The 14,958-nt window shown below is 38.9% G+C and carries 8 protein-coding genes; 3 read left to right on the plus strand and 5 right to left on the minus strand.

Translation table 11 applies throughout. The features are described from left to right. Window positions 1-12: 12 nt before the first annotated feature. Window positions 13-1,026 (minus strand): SDR family NAD(P)-dependent oxidoreductase, encoded by a 1,014-nt coding sequence (locus tag HNP36_RS01965; RefSeq protein ID WP_184161072.1) that lies wholly within the window; start codon window positions 1,024-1,026, stop codon window positions 13-15. A 197-nt stretch (window positions 1,027-1,223) separates the two neighbouring features. Between HNP36_RS01965 and HNP36_RS01970 the strand changes: the two genes are divergently transcribed. Next, window positions 1,224-2,228, plus strand: a complete 1,005-nt coding sequence (locus HNP36_RS01970; RefSeq protein ID WP_184161069.1) for a glycosyltransferase — start codon at window positions 1,224-1,226, stop codon at window positions 2,226-2,228. A gap of 318 nt (window positions 2,229-2,546) precedes the next feature. Here HNP36_RS01970 and HNP36_RS01975 read toward each other — a convergent pair whose 3' ends face one another. After that, window positions 2,547-3,773, minus strand: coding sequence for an aminotransferase class I/II-fold pyridoxal phosphate-dependent enzyme (locus HNP36_RS01975; protein WP_184161066.1), 1,227 nt, complete (start codon window positions 3,771-3,773; stop codon window positions 2,547-2,549). A 157-nt stretch (window positions 3,774-3,930) separates the two neighbouring features. On the opposite strand from HNP36_RS01975, the gene HNP36_RS01980 reads away from it, so the two are divergent. Further along, entirely contained in the window at window positions 3,931-4,389 is a 459-nt protein-coding gene (locus HNP36_RS01980) for an Lrp/AsnC family transcriptional regulator (protein ID WP_184161063.1), read from the plus strand. 1 nt (window position 4,390) lies between these two features. On the opposite strand, the gene HNP36_RS01985 is transcribed toward HNP36_RS01980, so the two are convergent. From HNP36_RS01985 to HNP36_RS01995, 3 genes are all read right to left on the minus strand, one after another. Beyond that, complete coding sequence (locus HNP36_RS01985) at window positions 4,391-5,416, minus strand: bestrophin family protein (protein WP_184161060.1); 1,026 nt, start codon at window positions 5,414-5,416, stop codon at window positions 4,391-4,393. Window positions 5,417-5,547: 131 nt separating this feature from the next. Then, window positions 5,548-7,620, minus strand: a complete 2,073-nt coding sequence (locus HNP36_RS01990) for a thiamine pyrophosphate-dependent enzyme (RefSeq protein ID WP_184161057.1) — start codon at window positions 7,618-7,620, stop codon at window positions 5,548-5,550. A gap of 75 nt (window positions 7,621-7,695) precedes the next feature. After that, complete coding sequence (locus HNP36_RS01995; RefSeq protein ID WP_184161055.1) at window positions 7,696-9,816, minus strand: S8 family peptidase; 2,121 nt, start codon at window positions 9,814-9,816, stop codon at window positions 7,696-7,698. Between the two features lie 312 nt (window positions 9,817-10,128). Here HNP36_RS01995 and dnaE point away from each other — a divergent pair, with 312 nt between their 5' ends. Beyond that, window positions 10,129-14,796: a DNA polymerase III subunit alpha gene (dnaE, locus tag HNP36_RS02000; RefSeq protein ID WP_184161052.1), complete on the plus strand. Its 4,668-nt coding sequence runs from the start codon at window positions 10,129-10,131 to the stop codon at window positions 14,794-14,796. The last annotated feature ends 162 nt before the right edge of the window (window positions 14,797-14,958 follow it).

Consider the following 14,958-nt stretch of genomic DNA (forward strand, 5'->3'; position numbering starts at 1 on the left):
TTTAAAAAGAGCTTATTCTGCATCGAATTTGAAGCCGAGCATTTCTTCGCTTAATTTCCATAACCTTTCCGCGTTTTCCCTGTCGATGGAGTAGGACTGAACACCACGGATGGTGTCTGGTTCATCATATCTGTGCTCTATGTGTCCGAGGTCTATTTCCGCAATATCACAATTTTCACAGTAAACACCGCCAATATTTTGAAGAGCAGGGCTTGTTGCACACCAGACTGTTGTGGCAGCACCTTGTGGAACTGTTTTTAATCTGACTTCTACTTCAGGTTTTATTTTTCCGTTTTTATCATGTGTTCCCATCTGAATGTAGAGGTCAATCGGTTCTTCCCTTCCCAAATCAGTTCCGTAAACAGATCCGGGATGCAATGAATAGGCTCTGATATTGAATTTTTTTCCTCTTTCATCCAATGCTGCGGAAAATAAATTACATGCCGTCTTCGATTGCCCATATCCTAAAAGGGTCTGGTATTCTCTTTTCTCAAAATTAGGGTCTTCAAAATCAAATGGAGACATCTGGTGGCCGTAAGAAGAAACACTCAGTACACGGGCACCGTCCGCTTTCTTTAATGCAGACCAGAGTCTTGCTGTTAAATGGAATTGCCCAAAATAATTGGTTGCCAGCTGCGATTCAATACCTCTGCTGTCTCTTCGGAGAGGGACCCACATAATTCCCGCATTGTTAATCAGGAGATCCAGTTTTCTGCCGGATGCAAGGAATTTTTCGCTGAAATCTTCAATAGATCGGGGATCTGTTAGGTCCATTTTTTCCAGCTCAATATTGTTTATTCCGGCAAGATTCTTTCTTGCTTTTTCAATATCTCTCGCTGGAATAATTACGGTTGCACCGGCAGATGCAAGGACTTTTGTGGTTTCAAGGCCGATTCCTGCATAGCCGCCTGTAATGATTGCTGTTTTACCTGTAAGGTCTGTTCCTTTGATGACTTCCTGAGCTGTAGATTGTGCATTAAAGCCGGACTGTAAAGGGTGCTGTTGTGGATTAATGTTCTGTATCATTTTTTTAGGTTTAAATTTCTACAGCAAAGGTAGGGCTGGATTTTCCTGGCGATTTTGTTTAAAATGTCAAATTATTGTGTTGAGAATTTCAAAATCATTTCCGGAAACGGACTTGCTTAAAAGTTAATTTCTTTGAATAAGCTGTTAAACTGTTTGCGGGTTCATCTGCGAATAAGTAATTTTGAAAAATTTTCAATTTGAGACCTACCATTTCCATTGTCGTTGCCATTTTCAACCGAAAAGATGAGCTGTTTGAACTGCTGAATTCCCTGACTTTTCAGACGGATAAAGACTTTGAAGTGATTATTGCAGACGACGGCTCTCTTATTGACCTTAAACCGACCATTCAGAATTTTGAAGAAATACTGCATATCAAATATTTCAGAAAAGACAATTCAGGCCCTGGTCTTACGAGAAATTACGGTGCTAAGAGAGCTCAGAATGACTGGCTTCTTTTTGTAGACAGTGATGTAATTGTAGAAAAAGATTACATCGAAAACATTAAAAAAGACATTGAAACTATTCCCTGTGATGCTTTCGGTGGAGCAGACAAAGCCCATAAAGGTTTCAACCTGATGCAGAAAGCCATTTCCTATTCCATGACCTCAGTTTTTACAACCGGAGGAATCAGGGGAAGTAAAAAAGCAGTTTCCAGGTTTCAGCCGAGAAGTTTCAATATGGGCGTGAAAAAAGAAGTTTTTGAAAAAGTAGGCGGTTTTTCAGAAATGAGGATAGGGGAAGATCCCGATCTTTCTATGACACTCTGGGAAAATGGCTTTACTACAGCTTTTTTTGATGATATTGCTGTGTATCACAAGCGAAGAGTGGATTTAGGTAAATTTTCAAAACAGGTTTACCAGTTCGGATGTGCAAGGCCTATTCTTAACCAGAGGCACCCCGAATATGTCAAAATATCATTTGCATTTCCTACACTTTTCATGCTGGGCTATATTTTTGGTTTTATAGAATATTTTCTTCTCGGAAGAGGAATTATTCTTGCATTTTACGGGTTGTATACATTTCTTGTATTTTTCCATGCGATGTTTGTAACGAAGAATATCAGCATTGCCGGAATGGCAGTCATTTCAACCTATATTCAGATGTTTTCCTACGGATATGGTTTCCTGAAGTCATGGATACTACTGAATATTTTCAGAATGAAACCCGAAGAAGCCTTCCCAAAACATTTTCATTTAAAGTAAACCTTTTTTAATTGGTTAATGCTTAGTTGGAAATAGATTTAATATAACGCAAAGCTTAATTCTCATACTGCATATTTTAGTCTTCAAAGGTTTGATCAATTTTCAATTGATCTGATGAAGCGGACTTTTAACCATTAGCTTCATCAATGGTGCAGCCATCATCTTTGCTTTCCTCAAATAGAACGATTTGTTATCTAAACTTTGAATATAAATAATTCTACATTTTTTCTGTGAAACTTTATTAAGAATCCTTATTTAATGGGGTTTTAGGTAAAAATAAAAGCTGCCGGAAATTCCAACAGCTTTTACAACAATAAATTAGGATATGAATATGGTTTCATGGTTGAGAACACCTGTTTTCAGCATGCATTCCCGCATTTTTTCATACGTTCTGGCAATATCATGATCCAGCCCAATCGAAAATCTGATCAAACCGTCCGATATGCCCATTGCTTCACGCTCTTCTTCCGGAATTTCCGATGAAGTGGAGCTTCCCGAGCATGAAAATAAAGTTTTATAGAATCCTAAACTTACAGCCAGGTAGCCCAGGTTTTCCTGCTGCATCATTTCCATCAGCTCATTGGCCTTTTCCGTAGTTCCGGCATCTATAGTTAACAGTCCTCCGAATCCGTATTCTTCATGCATCATGCTTTTCATCAGCTCATGATCCTTATGGGATTCCAGACCCGGATATGACACTTTTAAACCGTCTTGTTCAAATCTTTCAGCAAGATACATGGCGTTGTGGCTGTGCTGCTTCATTCTGATGTGAAGTGTTCTCAGGTTTTTAAGGATGCTTGCAGAGCGGAAGCTGTCCATAGTAGGTCCCAGCAGCATGCAGGCTCCGTTGTTCACGTTTTTGGTATCATTGATGAATTCCTGGCTGGCACAGTAAACACCGCCTACCGTATCACTGCTTCCGTTAATGAATTTGGTCAGACTGTGAATCACAATATCCGCTCCCAGTAATGTTGGCGAAACAGAAAGAGGGGAGAAGGTATTGTCAACGATCAGTTTTAGATTATGTTTTTTACAGATTTCAGAAAGTTTTCTAAGGTCAGCTACCTCAAGGAGAGGGTTGCTTACACTTTCACAATAAATAACTTTCGTATTTGGAGTTATGGCATTTTCTATAGACTCAAAATTGCTGATGTCTACAAAAGAAGTTTCAATATGAAACGGAGGCAGGAAATTTTTAAGGAAAGCATAAGTTCCACCGTAAATCGTTCTGCTGGAAATAATATGGTCACCACTTTTACATACCTGCATTAAAACTGAGGTAATGGCTCCCATCCCCGATGCTGTAACATTGGCGGCTTCGGTATTTTCCATTTTTGCCAATGCCTGTGCGAGGTAAAGATTCATTGGTGATGAATGTCTTGAATATAAATAGCATCCTTCGGCATTTCCCTCAAAAGTATCAAACATTGTTTTTGCAGAAAGGAATGTATAGGTGGAGCTGTCAGAAATGGAAGGATTCACTCCCCCGAATTCACCAAAATACTGAAGATCCTGAATTTCATTAGCCGCATTAAAATTTTCCATAAGCTTTAGATTTATTTGTCGGGCTAAATATGCTTTGTTTTCATATTTATTACAAGATATATTCAAAAATGTAGAATATAAAACTGTAAATTATTATTTATTTAGAAAATATGTTTATTATATTTGAATGTATTAAACTTTCTCCAAAAAAATATCTATGAATTTTGATGAAACCGATAAAAAGCTGCTCCTGTTTCTTCAGAAAGATTGCAAGCAGACTACCAAAGAATTGTCTTACAAACTCAATTTATCTGTAACAGCTGTTTATGAACGCATAAAAAAGCTTGAAAACCTGGGAGTAATCTCAAAATATGTTGCATTGCTGGACCGGCATAAAATAAACAGGGATTTCATTGTATTGTGCCACATAAAATTAACACAGCATAAAAAAGAATTCGTGCTGCAGTTCGAAAAAGAAGTCATGAATCTTCAGGAAGTCACAGAATGCTTCCATGTGAGCGGTGATTACGACTACATCCTTAAAATAGGAGTAAAGGACATGGAAGATTACCGTAATTTTATGTTGAGTAAATTAACGGCACTACAGCACATAGCAAGCACTCACAGCTCTTTTATGATCTCTGAGGTAAAAAATACAACAGCTATAGTTCTGTGATTTATACGAGGACTCCGTTCTTTGAAGCGATTGGTTCCGGAAGGTCTTCATGTTCTCCTATCATTTGAAGAACATCAATCTCTATGGTACGGCATATGGAAAGCATCGGAATATCAAACATCATTCCTTCAAACGGGTTTTCCGAATAGTCACCAACCAGCTCCATAACGATGTAGATCCATCCGATAATCACGCAGAAAGGTACACTTACCAAAATTCCCCAGTTCCCTAATTTGGCAAATTCATTGACAAGCCCAAGAGGAAGCAGCATAATGAAAATGACATTAAAAATAAAAGCTGTGCTCGCAAACTGCCTCGGAGAAGGGAATTTTTTGATTCTTTCCGCCTGCCCCTGATAATCATAAAACAGATTAAGCGTTTCCTGAAGCTGCATCTGGTTAAATTCTGAAATATCCCCGAAATTCTTCAGGTCATTAACTTCTTTTGCCTGTTTTGAAATCAGGTAGGTTGCAAAATTTTTATATTCCGGCTGTAGATCCAGTTCTTTTTCAGAAAGGTATTTATGAAGGAAAATCGGAGTTCTTCCGTAATCAGGAAATCCTGCTTTGATGAGCCTGTGTCTTCGGATATTGATATCCCCGAAATGTCTTTTCTGTGACATATGTTCCCATTCCGTAGGTACCAAAAGCTGTTCACGGAAAGTATAAAGCCATGCAATGTGACGGTAAGCGATTTTCTTTTTGAGTGTTTCTGTTTCACTGTTGCTTTCTCCGTTTGTATTAAAAGCATACAGCATGGAAACAAAAGATCGGCTGGAATTTACAATTCCGCCCCATATTTTCCGGGCTTCCCACAATCTGTCATAGGCCTGGTTATTTTTAAAACCTACATAAAAGGCTTCTGCAGTACCAATCAACGCTACAGGTACCCATGGAATAATCATCCATTTCCATTTGAAAAAATAGAAAAGGGCTGCCACTAAAGTGCACCAGGCTGTAAGCCAGATGATATGGCCGCCTGCCAGATTTAATACCTGTCTGTAGTTGAAATATTTTGTGGTGATCATACTGCGTTCATCAAGTTTGGTGTGGACATGAGCAAATCGGATACCAAAATCCGAATATTTTTAATCCAATATTAAAAGTAATAAAAAAACCTCTAAAAAAATTAGAGGTTTCATATATTTAATAGTGCAGATTAATATTGCAGCATTTCTTCAATTTTCTTGCTGAGTTTGTCAGCATTCGGAAGCATTTCTTTTTCCAGTACCAGATTAATAGGAACGGCAGGAACATCAAGAGATCCCATAGTTTCTACAGGTGCATCCAGATATTTGAAACACCTTTTCGAAATACGGTGTGCAAATGCTTCGGCAAATGAATTGTTAAGCTGTTCTTCCGTAAGAACGATGCACTTTCCATGTGCTTTTACTCTTTCGAAAACAAGTTCTTCATCCAAAGGAATTATAGTTCTAAGGTCAATTACCTCAACTCGTCCTCCAAAGTTCTTCACGGCTTCTTTAGCCCAGTAAACACCCATTCCGTAAGTTACAACCAGTAAAGTTCTGCCTTTTTCAGTTTGATCCTGGTCTGCTTCAATGATCACTTTACCTTTGCCGAAAGGAAGGATATAATCTTCCGCAGGCTCAATGGTTTTGGCATCTTCAGTTCCGGGAACCTTGCTCCAGTATAAACCTTTGTGCTCCAGCATGATCACAGGGTTTGGATCGTAATAAGCAGCTTTTAACAAGCCTTTGAAATCGGCTGCGTTGCTTGGGTAAGCAATCTTAATTCCTTTGATATTGGCTAAAATACTTTCTACACTTCCACTGTGATAAGGTCCGCCTCCGCCATAAGCACCAATAGGTACACGGATGATATTGCTTACAGGAAATTTTCCCTGACTTAAATAACTTGATTTTGAAATTTCAGTGATCAGCTGGTTAATTCCCGGATAAATATAGTCTGCAAACTGAACTTCCACGATAGGTTTTAATCCTACCGCACTCATTCCGGCAGTTGATCCGATAATGTATGCTTCCTGGATAGCCGTATTGAAAACTCTTTTGTTGCCAAATTTTTTACCTAAAGTAACTGTCTCCCTGAAAACACCTCCGATTCTTTCTCCTACATCCTGTCCGTAAAGTAGAGCTTCAGGGTGTTTCCACATCAGTTCCTGAACCGCGTGGATAGCAGCATCAACCATAACGATTTTTTCACCGCCAGCAGGTTCACGTGTTCCTGTTTCTTCCGTGATAGGGGTTGGTGCAAAAACATGTTGCATAACCGTTTCAGGCTTTGGGTCTTCTGCATTTTTGGCTCTTTCAAAAGCTTCTTCTGCTTCAAGGCGGGCTTTTTTAGTGATCTGCTTTAAAAGATCTTCGTCAATCCCTGATTCAAGAAGTTGTTTTCTCAGGATTTCTCCCGGGTCTTTAGCTCTGTGCTTTGTTAAATCTTCCTCATCTCTGTAGAATTCTCTTCTTACACCAGATGTATGATGGCCGATAAGAACGGTTTTAGCACAAACTACCAAAGGTTTTCTTTCGGTTCTTACAAAGTCTACAGCTTTTTTCATCGCTTCGAAACTTTCTACAAAGTCGGTTCCGTCCACGCGCATTCTGCTGAGACCTGTAAATCCGGCAACGAAATCGTAGGCATCACAGGTTCTTGCTTCTTCTTTGGTTACGGAAATTCCCCATTCATTATCCTGTACAAGAAATATGATGGGAAGCTGGTGAAGAGCGGCAAACTGTAAAGCTTCACTTACTTCACCTTCTGTTACAGAATTGTCCCCGAGGCTGCAAATCACAACAGGATTATTCTCAAAGTTCTGTAAATTGAATTCCTGGATATATTTTATTCCCTGAGCAACTCCTGTCGTAGGAATGGTCTGCATTCCCGTTGCTGAACTCTGGTGAATGATTTTCGGTTTGTTTTCTTCCCTGCTTGAAGGATGGGAGTAATAAGACCTTCCTCCTGAAAAGGGATCTTCAGCCTTTGCAAGAAGCTGCAGCATTAATTGGTAAGGTTCGAACCCGATTCCTAAAAGAATACTTTCATCACGGTAATAAGGAGATACCCAGTCTTCTTTTGTTAACTGATAGGCTGTGGCCAGCTGAATAGCTTCATGACCTCTTGAAGTACTATGAACATATTTACAGATATTTCTGTTTTCCTCATAGATATCTGCCATAGCTTTAGCCAGCATCATATGATTATACGCTTTAAGCAAAATATCCTGAGAAACCTTTTCGTGAAGTGTATTTTCCATAGAAAGCAAATATACACAAAAAAATAAAATACTAACAAGCGTTAGTATTTTATGAAAGCTGCATTATGCAAAGACCTATTCTTTAATGATTTTCTTGGAAATAACATCTTTGTCCGTTTTTATTTCAATGATGTAAATTCCTTTACCGGAGCTTGAAAAATCTATAGATTCTTTATCACTATTAATAGTCCCGCTTTGTATTCTTTTACCTGAAATATCATAAACAGTGAATACTGATCTTTTGGGTGCTTTCAGGATATAAACGTTATCTTTCGTAATGGTCGGGGCTATGGAAAGACTGCTTAAAGGTGAGGTTTCAGCGGTTCCAAGAACTCCATTCTGACCTGTTACAATAATTGAATAGTTTTGAGGTGCTGCAGCTCCTGAATTGTTTTTTAATATTCCCTTATGAGATATTTCAATTCTGTATCTTCTGCCTCCTGTTGGGGTATCCACAACCACCTGTTCAACATTGTCTACCGTATTATCTCCTTTGGTAGCAGGTGTCATTGGGTTGAGAGAATTAAGTTTCCACGGAGTGTATACCATATTGGTAACAGTATCTATAATTCTTACATCAATGTCGTTGATAAGCTTAGAATTCCGGTCATTATGAATTTCAGTCCACAAGGTGCCAAAATTGGTAAACTCAGGATCTATCCATGATAGGGTTACTTTTAATGGTTCTGAGCCGGAAGCAATAATATCTTTTTTGTTAACAGTACCGTTATTGAGTGTCTCGTCATTAAAAATAACCGTATTATTTGACTTTCCTACCAATAGCTCTGCTCCTTTTTTAGCATTGATAAAGCCCCATCCGAATTGAGGGTCAGGACCTGTATTTCCTGCCTCTGATGCTGAATGTATCATTAGTGTTTTGGCAGAAGCTGCATTGAGAACACTTCCTGAAAACAACTGTTTGTTGATTTGTGTCCAGAGTCCTATAATTCCGGTGACAACCGGGGCTGAAAAAGAAGTACCGCTTCCTGTAGTGGAGCTGCTTCCTGTAGGATCGGAAATGTTTGCGCTTATAACGTTTGTTCCAACAGCGATGATGTCGGGTTTAATAGCTCCGTCATCCCTGGGACCTGCACTGCTGTAGCTGGAATGTATTACGTCAGATGGTGAGTTGTATCTTCCTCCGTTGGCTGTAATGATATCTGCTGCTCCCACTACAATAATGTTCTTTGCTAAGGAACCTGTACTAATGCAGTCATAGCCCTGAGAGCAATTATTTGGAGGTATAATGTCTGTAGGTGCGAATTCAGTCAGGTATCCGTAATCATTTTCATAATATTTTTTTTCGTTGGCCGTCTGGGGTCCGTCTCCGAAAAAGTTACCGGCAGATTTTACGATGATGAATGAAGGATTATCATATACAATCCGATCATAATCCCTGTCGTTAGCGAGATAAACTCCTTGAGCATCATAGTACAGACTTGGACTTGTAAAACTCCCTTGCCAAACCCAGGCTCCTTCTCCTGCAACGGACTGGTAAGCCCATCCGCTATCGGTGCCATAAGAATGATTTGAAATATTGGGATGAGCAATCAGCAATTTCTGAAATACACTGCTTGCCGCAGAATTACCCGGGAGTGGGGTTGTTCCGAAGGAATAGGCATCTATCGTTGAATTAGGAGCAATTCCTTTAAAATTGACCTGTTTGGCTGTTCCGTTTACTGTGATGGTGGAAGGGTAGTTCTTGGAACCAATAAATCCGGCAACAGCAGTTGCGTGATCTCCATAGATGAAGCTGTTGCTTTCCTTGTTGCTTATTCTGCCGGGAAAATTATTGAATAAAAAATGTTCGGAGTATACTCTTGCTTCGCTTGTTGTAGAACTTCCGTCAAAAATTGTAAAATTAATATTCTCACCATTGAAAGAACCTGATAATCCTGAGATGTTGCCATCCTGTAAGAAATCGGAATTTGAATTTAAAATCTGATTCTTGTCTGTAACCTGCAGAAAATAAGGTTTGTCGTTGGGAAGGAAACCGGCGAGGGTATTTCTTTTTTCCTTAATTTCTTTTAATGTTTCCTCATTTTTATTATTGCCGTAATGCCTGAGAATATAAGAATCAAATTTTCTGCTGTTCTCAATGTTCTGTCTCTCAAACTCTTCGTTGAGGGTTTCATTTTTTTGGGCGTTACCGAATGTGATACCCAGGGTACCCACCAGAATAAAAATTTTTTTCATTAAATCGAATTGTGTTTTTGAGACTGCAAATATATCAAATATGCAGGAATAATTTGACGGAATAGAATTATATCTAAATTATGCTTTGAACTATGAATCTGCACTTTAAAACTTATTTAGACTATAATACAGGACAGTAGAATAATATTAATTGCAAATGCTTATCTGATTCTGTTTTGATATGAATTTCATTTTTTGTTTAAAATATAATTTTTTGTAAAAAACCATTCGCTTTCTTTTGTATTTTACTGCCGGATTTTTGAAAAAATGAAGTAACTTTACATTCTCTTTTTAAAAAAGTTAGAAACTTATATGTATTTAATTTTTGACACAGAAACAACCGGATTACCTAAAAATTTCAATGCACCGCTTTCAGATTCAGACAACTGGCCAAGAATGGTTCAGATTGCATGGCAGATACACGATGATAATGGTAATTTAATTGAAAATCAGGATTATATTATAAAACCTGAAGGGTATGACATTCCCTTCAACGCCGCAAGGATTCACGGAATTACCACAAAAATTGCCAACGAAGAAGGACGGGATCTGCAGGAGATTCTGGAAGAGTTTTCCAAAGTCCTGGACAGGGTAAGGGTAGTATCCGGACATAACGTAGAATTCGACTATAATATTGTAGGAGCAGAATTTTTCAGGAAAAATATAAAAGACAATCTTCAGGAAAAGCCAAAAGCCGATACCATGATTTTGGGTACGGATTACTGTAAACTGGGCGGAGGAAAAGGAGGAAGATACAAATCTCCCAAACTGGAAGAACTCTACGAAAAGCTTTACGGCCATAAGTTTGACGAAGCTCACAACGCTGCTGCCGACGTAAATGCAACAGCCAGAGTATTCTTCGAAATGATGAGAATTGGCGTGATTCCTGCCGAAGTACTCAAAACCTCCGAAGATCAGCTGGCTTACTTTAAAACACTTTATCCGGACCCGATAAAGCCGTTTGATATTGTCATCAGAAGGCAGGTTGCAGATTTCAACAATAAGAAAAAACAAACGGATTTCGGAAATGTTGATGAGGTAGACCTCGGAAAATATTTCAATTTTAACAGTCACAGCGTTTTCTCCACACTGATGGCTACCTCGGGCATTAATGACCTGATTAAAAAAGCTTCCGATGATAACTTCCCGGCGGTAGGAATGGTTGATATTGGAAACATGATGGGAGCCTTCAAATTTGTTTCCGCAGTAGAATCTGCCAATTCAGACCGGTCGAAAAAACATAAAGAATATCTTGCAAAAAAACAGGAAGCAGAAGAAAACGGGACAGAATTTACTGAACAGGAACCTGTTTCAGAACCCCTCATTCCTGTTGTGGGTTGTGAATTCTACATTTCAGACCGTTATGAGCAAAAACAGTTTACAAAAGATGATCCGGACAGAAGAACCCAGGTTGTTCTTCTGGCAAAAGATTTTAACGGCTATAAAAATCTCGCCAAACTCTCAAGTATAGGATTTCTCAAAGGTTTCTATTTCGGAGTTCCGAGGATCAGCAGAGAATTAATTGCTGAGTATAAAGAAGGCCTTATTGCTTTAACTTCCGGAATTTTAGGAGATATCCCCGATGCCATTCTTAATACCGGAGAACAGAAAGGAGAAGAACTTTTCAAATGGTGGAAAGATACTTTCGGAGATGATTTTTATGTACAGCTTCAGAATCATCAATTGCCTGAAGAAGAGCACTTAAATGAAGTTCTATTATATCTTGCAGATAAATATAATACCAGGATCCTTGCCCAGAACGAAACTTTTTATACCCATAAAGACGATGCCAATATTCAGGATATCGTAAGCTGCATCAAAGATGGTGAAAAGCTGACAACACCTGTAGGAAAAGGATTTGGTAAACGAAGAGGGCTTACCACAGGAGAATATTATATTAAAAACAGTGATGAGATCAAAGAAACATTTCTTGCTTATCCCGATGCCTTTGAAGCATATGATGAGTTTCTCGCGAAATTCAGTCCGTATACTTTAAAAAGAGACGTTTTACTTCCTAAATTTGATATTCCGGAAGAATTTATCCATGCAGAAGACGAAGCAGACGGAGGGAAAAGAGGAGAAATGGCCTACCTTACTCACTTAACTTATGAAGGTGCCAGAAAAAGATATATAGAAATCACAGAAGAAATTAAAGAACGTCTTGATTTCGAACTTGATGTAATTGCCAATACCGGGTATCCGGGGTATTTCCTTATTGTACAGGATTTCTGTAACGAAGCAAGGAATATGGGAGTGTGGGTTGGCCCCGGAAGGGGTTCTGCAGCCGGTTCAGCAGTAGCCTATTGCATTGGAATTACCAACGTAGATCCTATTAAATATGACCTCCTTTTTGAGAGATTCCTGAATCCTGAAAGGGTCTCAATGCCGGATATTGATATTGACTTTGATGATGAAGGCCGTGACAGGATTATTAAATGGGTAATTGAAAAGTACGGACAGAGCCAGGTGGCCCAGATTATTACCTATTCGGTTTTAGGTGGAAAATCTGCCATTAAAGATGCGGGAAGAGTATTAGATGTCCCGATTCCTGATACAAACAATATTGCCAAACTGATTCCTTCAACTCCCGGAATGAACATTGCCAAAGCTCTGTCAAAATATGATAAACTGAAACCGGAAGAGCAGATGCTGGTGGATGAAATGAGGATGGTGCTTGATAATCCTGAAGATCCACGTTTTGATGTTCTGGCCAGTGCCAAAAAGATGGAAGGCTGTATCAGGAATACAGGAATTCACGCTTGTGGAGTAATTATTACCCCTGAAGATGTAAGTAATCTCGTTCCGGTAACCATTGCTGCTAAAGATGCCGATATCCTGGTATCACAGTTTGATAACTCTGTAGCAGAGAGTGCCGGACTTCTGAAAATGGATTTCCTGGGCCTCAGAACTTTAACGATTATCAAAGATGCTTTAAAATTGGTCAAAGCAAGACACGGAGTAGATATTGATCCCGATGAAATTCCGCTTGATGATGCAAAAACATATCAGCTGTTTAAAGAAGGAAGAACGGTAGGGATTTTCCAGTATGAAAGCCCGGGAATGCAGAAATATATGAGAGAGCTTAAGCCTACGGTTTTTGCCGATCTTATTGCCATGAACGCACTTTACCGTCCGGGACCTATCAAATATATCCCGAACTTTATCAACAGAAAGCATGGTATTGAAGAAATTGTCTACGATTTACCCGAAACAGAAGAATATTTAAAAGAAACATACGGAATTACCGTTTACCAGGAGCAGGTAATGCTTTTATCTCAAAAATTGGCCGACTTTACCAAAGGTGAAGCCGATACACTGAGAAAAGCAATGGGTAAAAAGCAGATTGATGTTCTGAATAAAATGTACCCGAAATTTATTGAAGGCGGTAAGAAAAACAATCTTAATGAAGAACGATTAGAAAAAATCTGGAACGACTGGAAAGCCTTTGCGGAATACGCCTTCAACAAATCCCACTCTACATGCTATGCATTAATTGCCTATCACACGGCTTTCCTGAAAGCCAACTATCCGGCAGAATATATGGCAAGTGTAATGAGCAATAACATTAACAATACCGATTCCATCACTATGTTCATGGAGGATTGTAAAAGTATAGGGGTTGATGTTCTTGGACCGGATGTTAATGAATCCCAGTATAAATTTTCAGTAAACGAAAAAGGGCAGATCCGTTTCGGACTGGGGGCAATCAAAGGAATTGGAGAAGGTCCGAGTGAAGCAATTACAAGAGAAAGAGAGGCTGGCGGGAAATTTAATAATGTTTATGATTTCTTCGAAAGAATCCTGCCTTCCCAGATGAATAAGAGGGTAGCGGAAAGTTTAGTGCTGGCGGGAGCCTTTGATGAATTAAGCTCTTATCACAGAGGCCAGTATTTTGATATTGATATGTCAGGAAGAACAAACCTGGAACGGTTGATCAGATACGGGCAAAGTTTCCAGGAAAGTAAAAACGAAATGGAACATTCCCTTTTTGCCGATTTTGCGGATGAGGTACAAATTGAACAGCCAAAGCTGCTGCCTTGTCCGGAATGGCCAAATATGCATAAACTTAATAAGGAAAAAGAAATCATCGGATTCTACCTTTCAGCGCATCCGCTGGATGAATTCAAATATCAGTTCCAGTTTATGCAGGGCAGACTTTCCAGGAAAAGTGTACTCGAAAAGGACGAAGAAAAAGTAGTAACGGACGAAGTTCCCCTTTTAGAAAAAGATTCCCAGGATGAAACTGTCGATCTCATTGAAATTGTTTCCGATGATTTGTCTGTAGGAGATGGGGAAGAAGAAATTATAGAAGAAGTAACAAAAAAGGCCGAGCCGAAAGGAAATTTCCTGTTTTTAAATCTGGATGAGGTAGATGCCTATAAAGAGCAGGCCTTTGCAAACAAACAGGAGGAGCTCTTTGAAGAGAAGAAAAAAGACTGGAAAACAGTTCAGAAAGAAAGGGAAAATGGCGGTGCCGGAAAAGAGTATACCGTAGCCGGACTGATCACAGAATACAGGGTTCAGGATGGATTCAGAAGCGGTGAAAAAGTGGCTTTTGTTACGCTGGAAGATTATTCGGGGTCTTATTCTTTCAGGCTAGGAGACAGAGATTATATGCGCCTGAAGGAAAAGCTGGAAGTCCAGAGATTTGTAATTTTTAAAATAAAATTTGCACAGGTAAAGGACGGAAGAGTATTTGTGAATGTAAATGACGTCATTGAGCTTCAGGAAGCTTTTGAAAGATTTGCGAAAAGTATTTCCCTGGTAATGGACGTTATGGATGTTCGCCCTGAAGATCTTGATTTCTTCAGAACGGTTCTTGACAGAAATAAAGGAAACCAGAAACTTAAATTTTTTATTAAAAATATTGAAGATGATTCGCAGATTGAAGTGCAATCCATGAAACATTCCGTAGATCTCAACGGAGATTTGATCAAGGAAATTCAGCTTCTGAATAAATATGAATTTTATCTGAATTAGAATTTAGAAATAGTAAAAAAGAGCGGCATTTTTTGTCGCTTTTTTTATGGCTGATTAAGTCGTGAATTGGTGAAAAGTAAAAAAGTTTTTTTATGTTAAATAATAATTATTCCACTGTTTTGTGATTTTTAGTTTGATGTTAATTCATTGATTGTTAATAGT

Source organism: Chryseobacterium shigense (genome assembly GCF_014207845.1).
Lineage (GTDB): Bacteria > Bacteroidota > Bacteroidia > Flavobacteriales > Weeksellaceae > Chryseobacterium > Chryseobacterium shigense_A.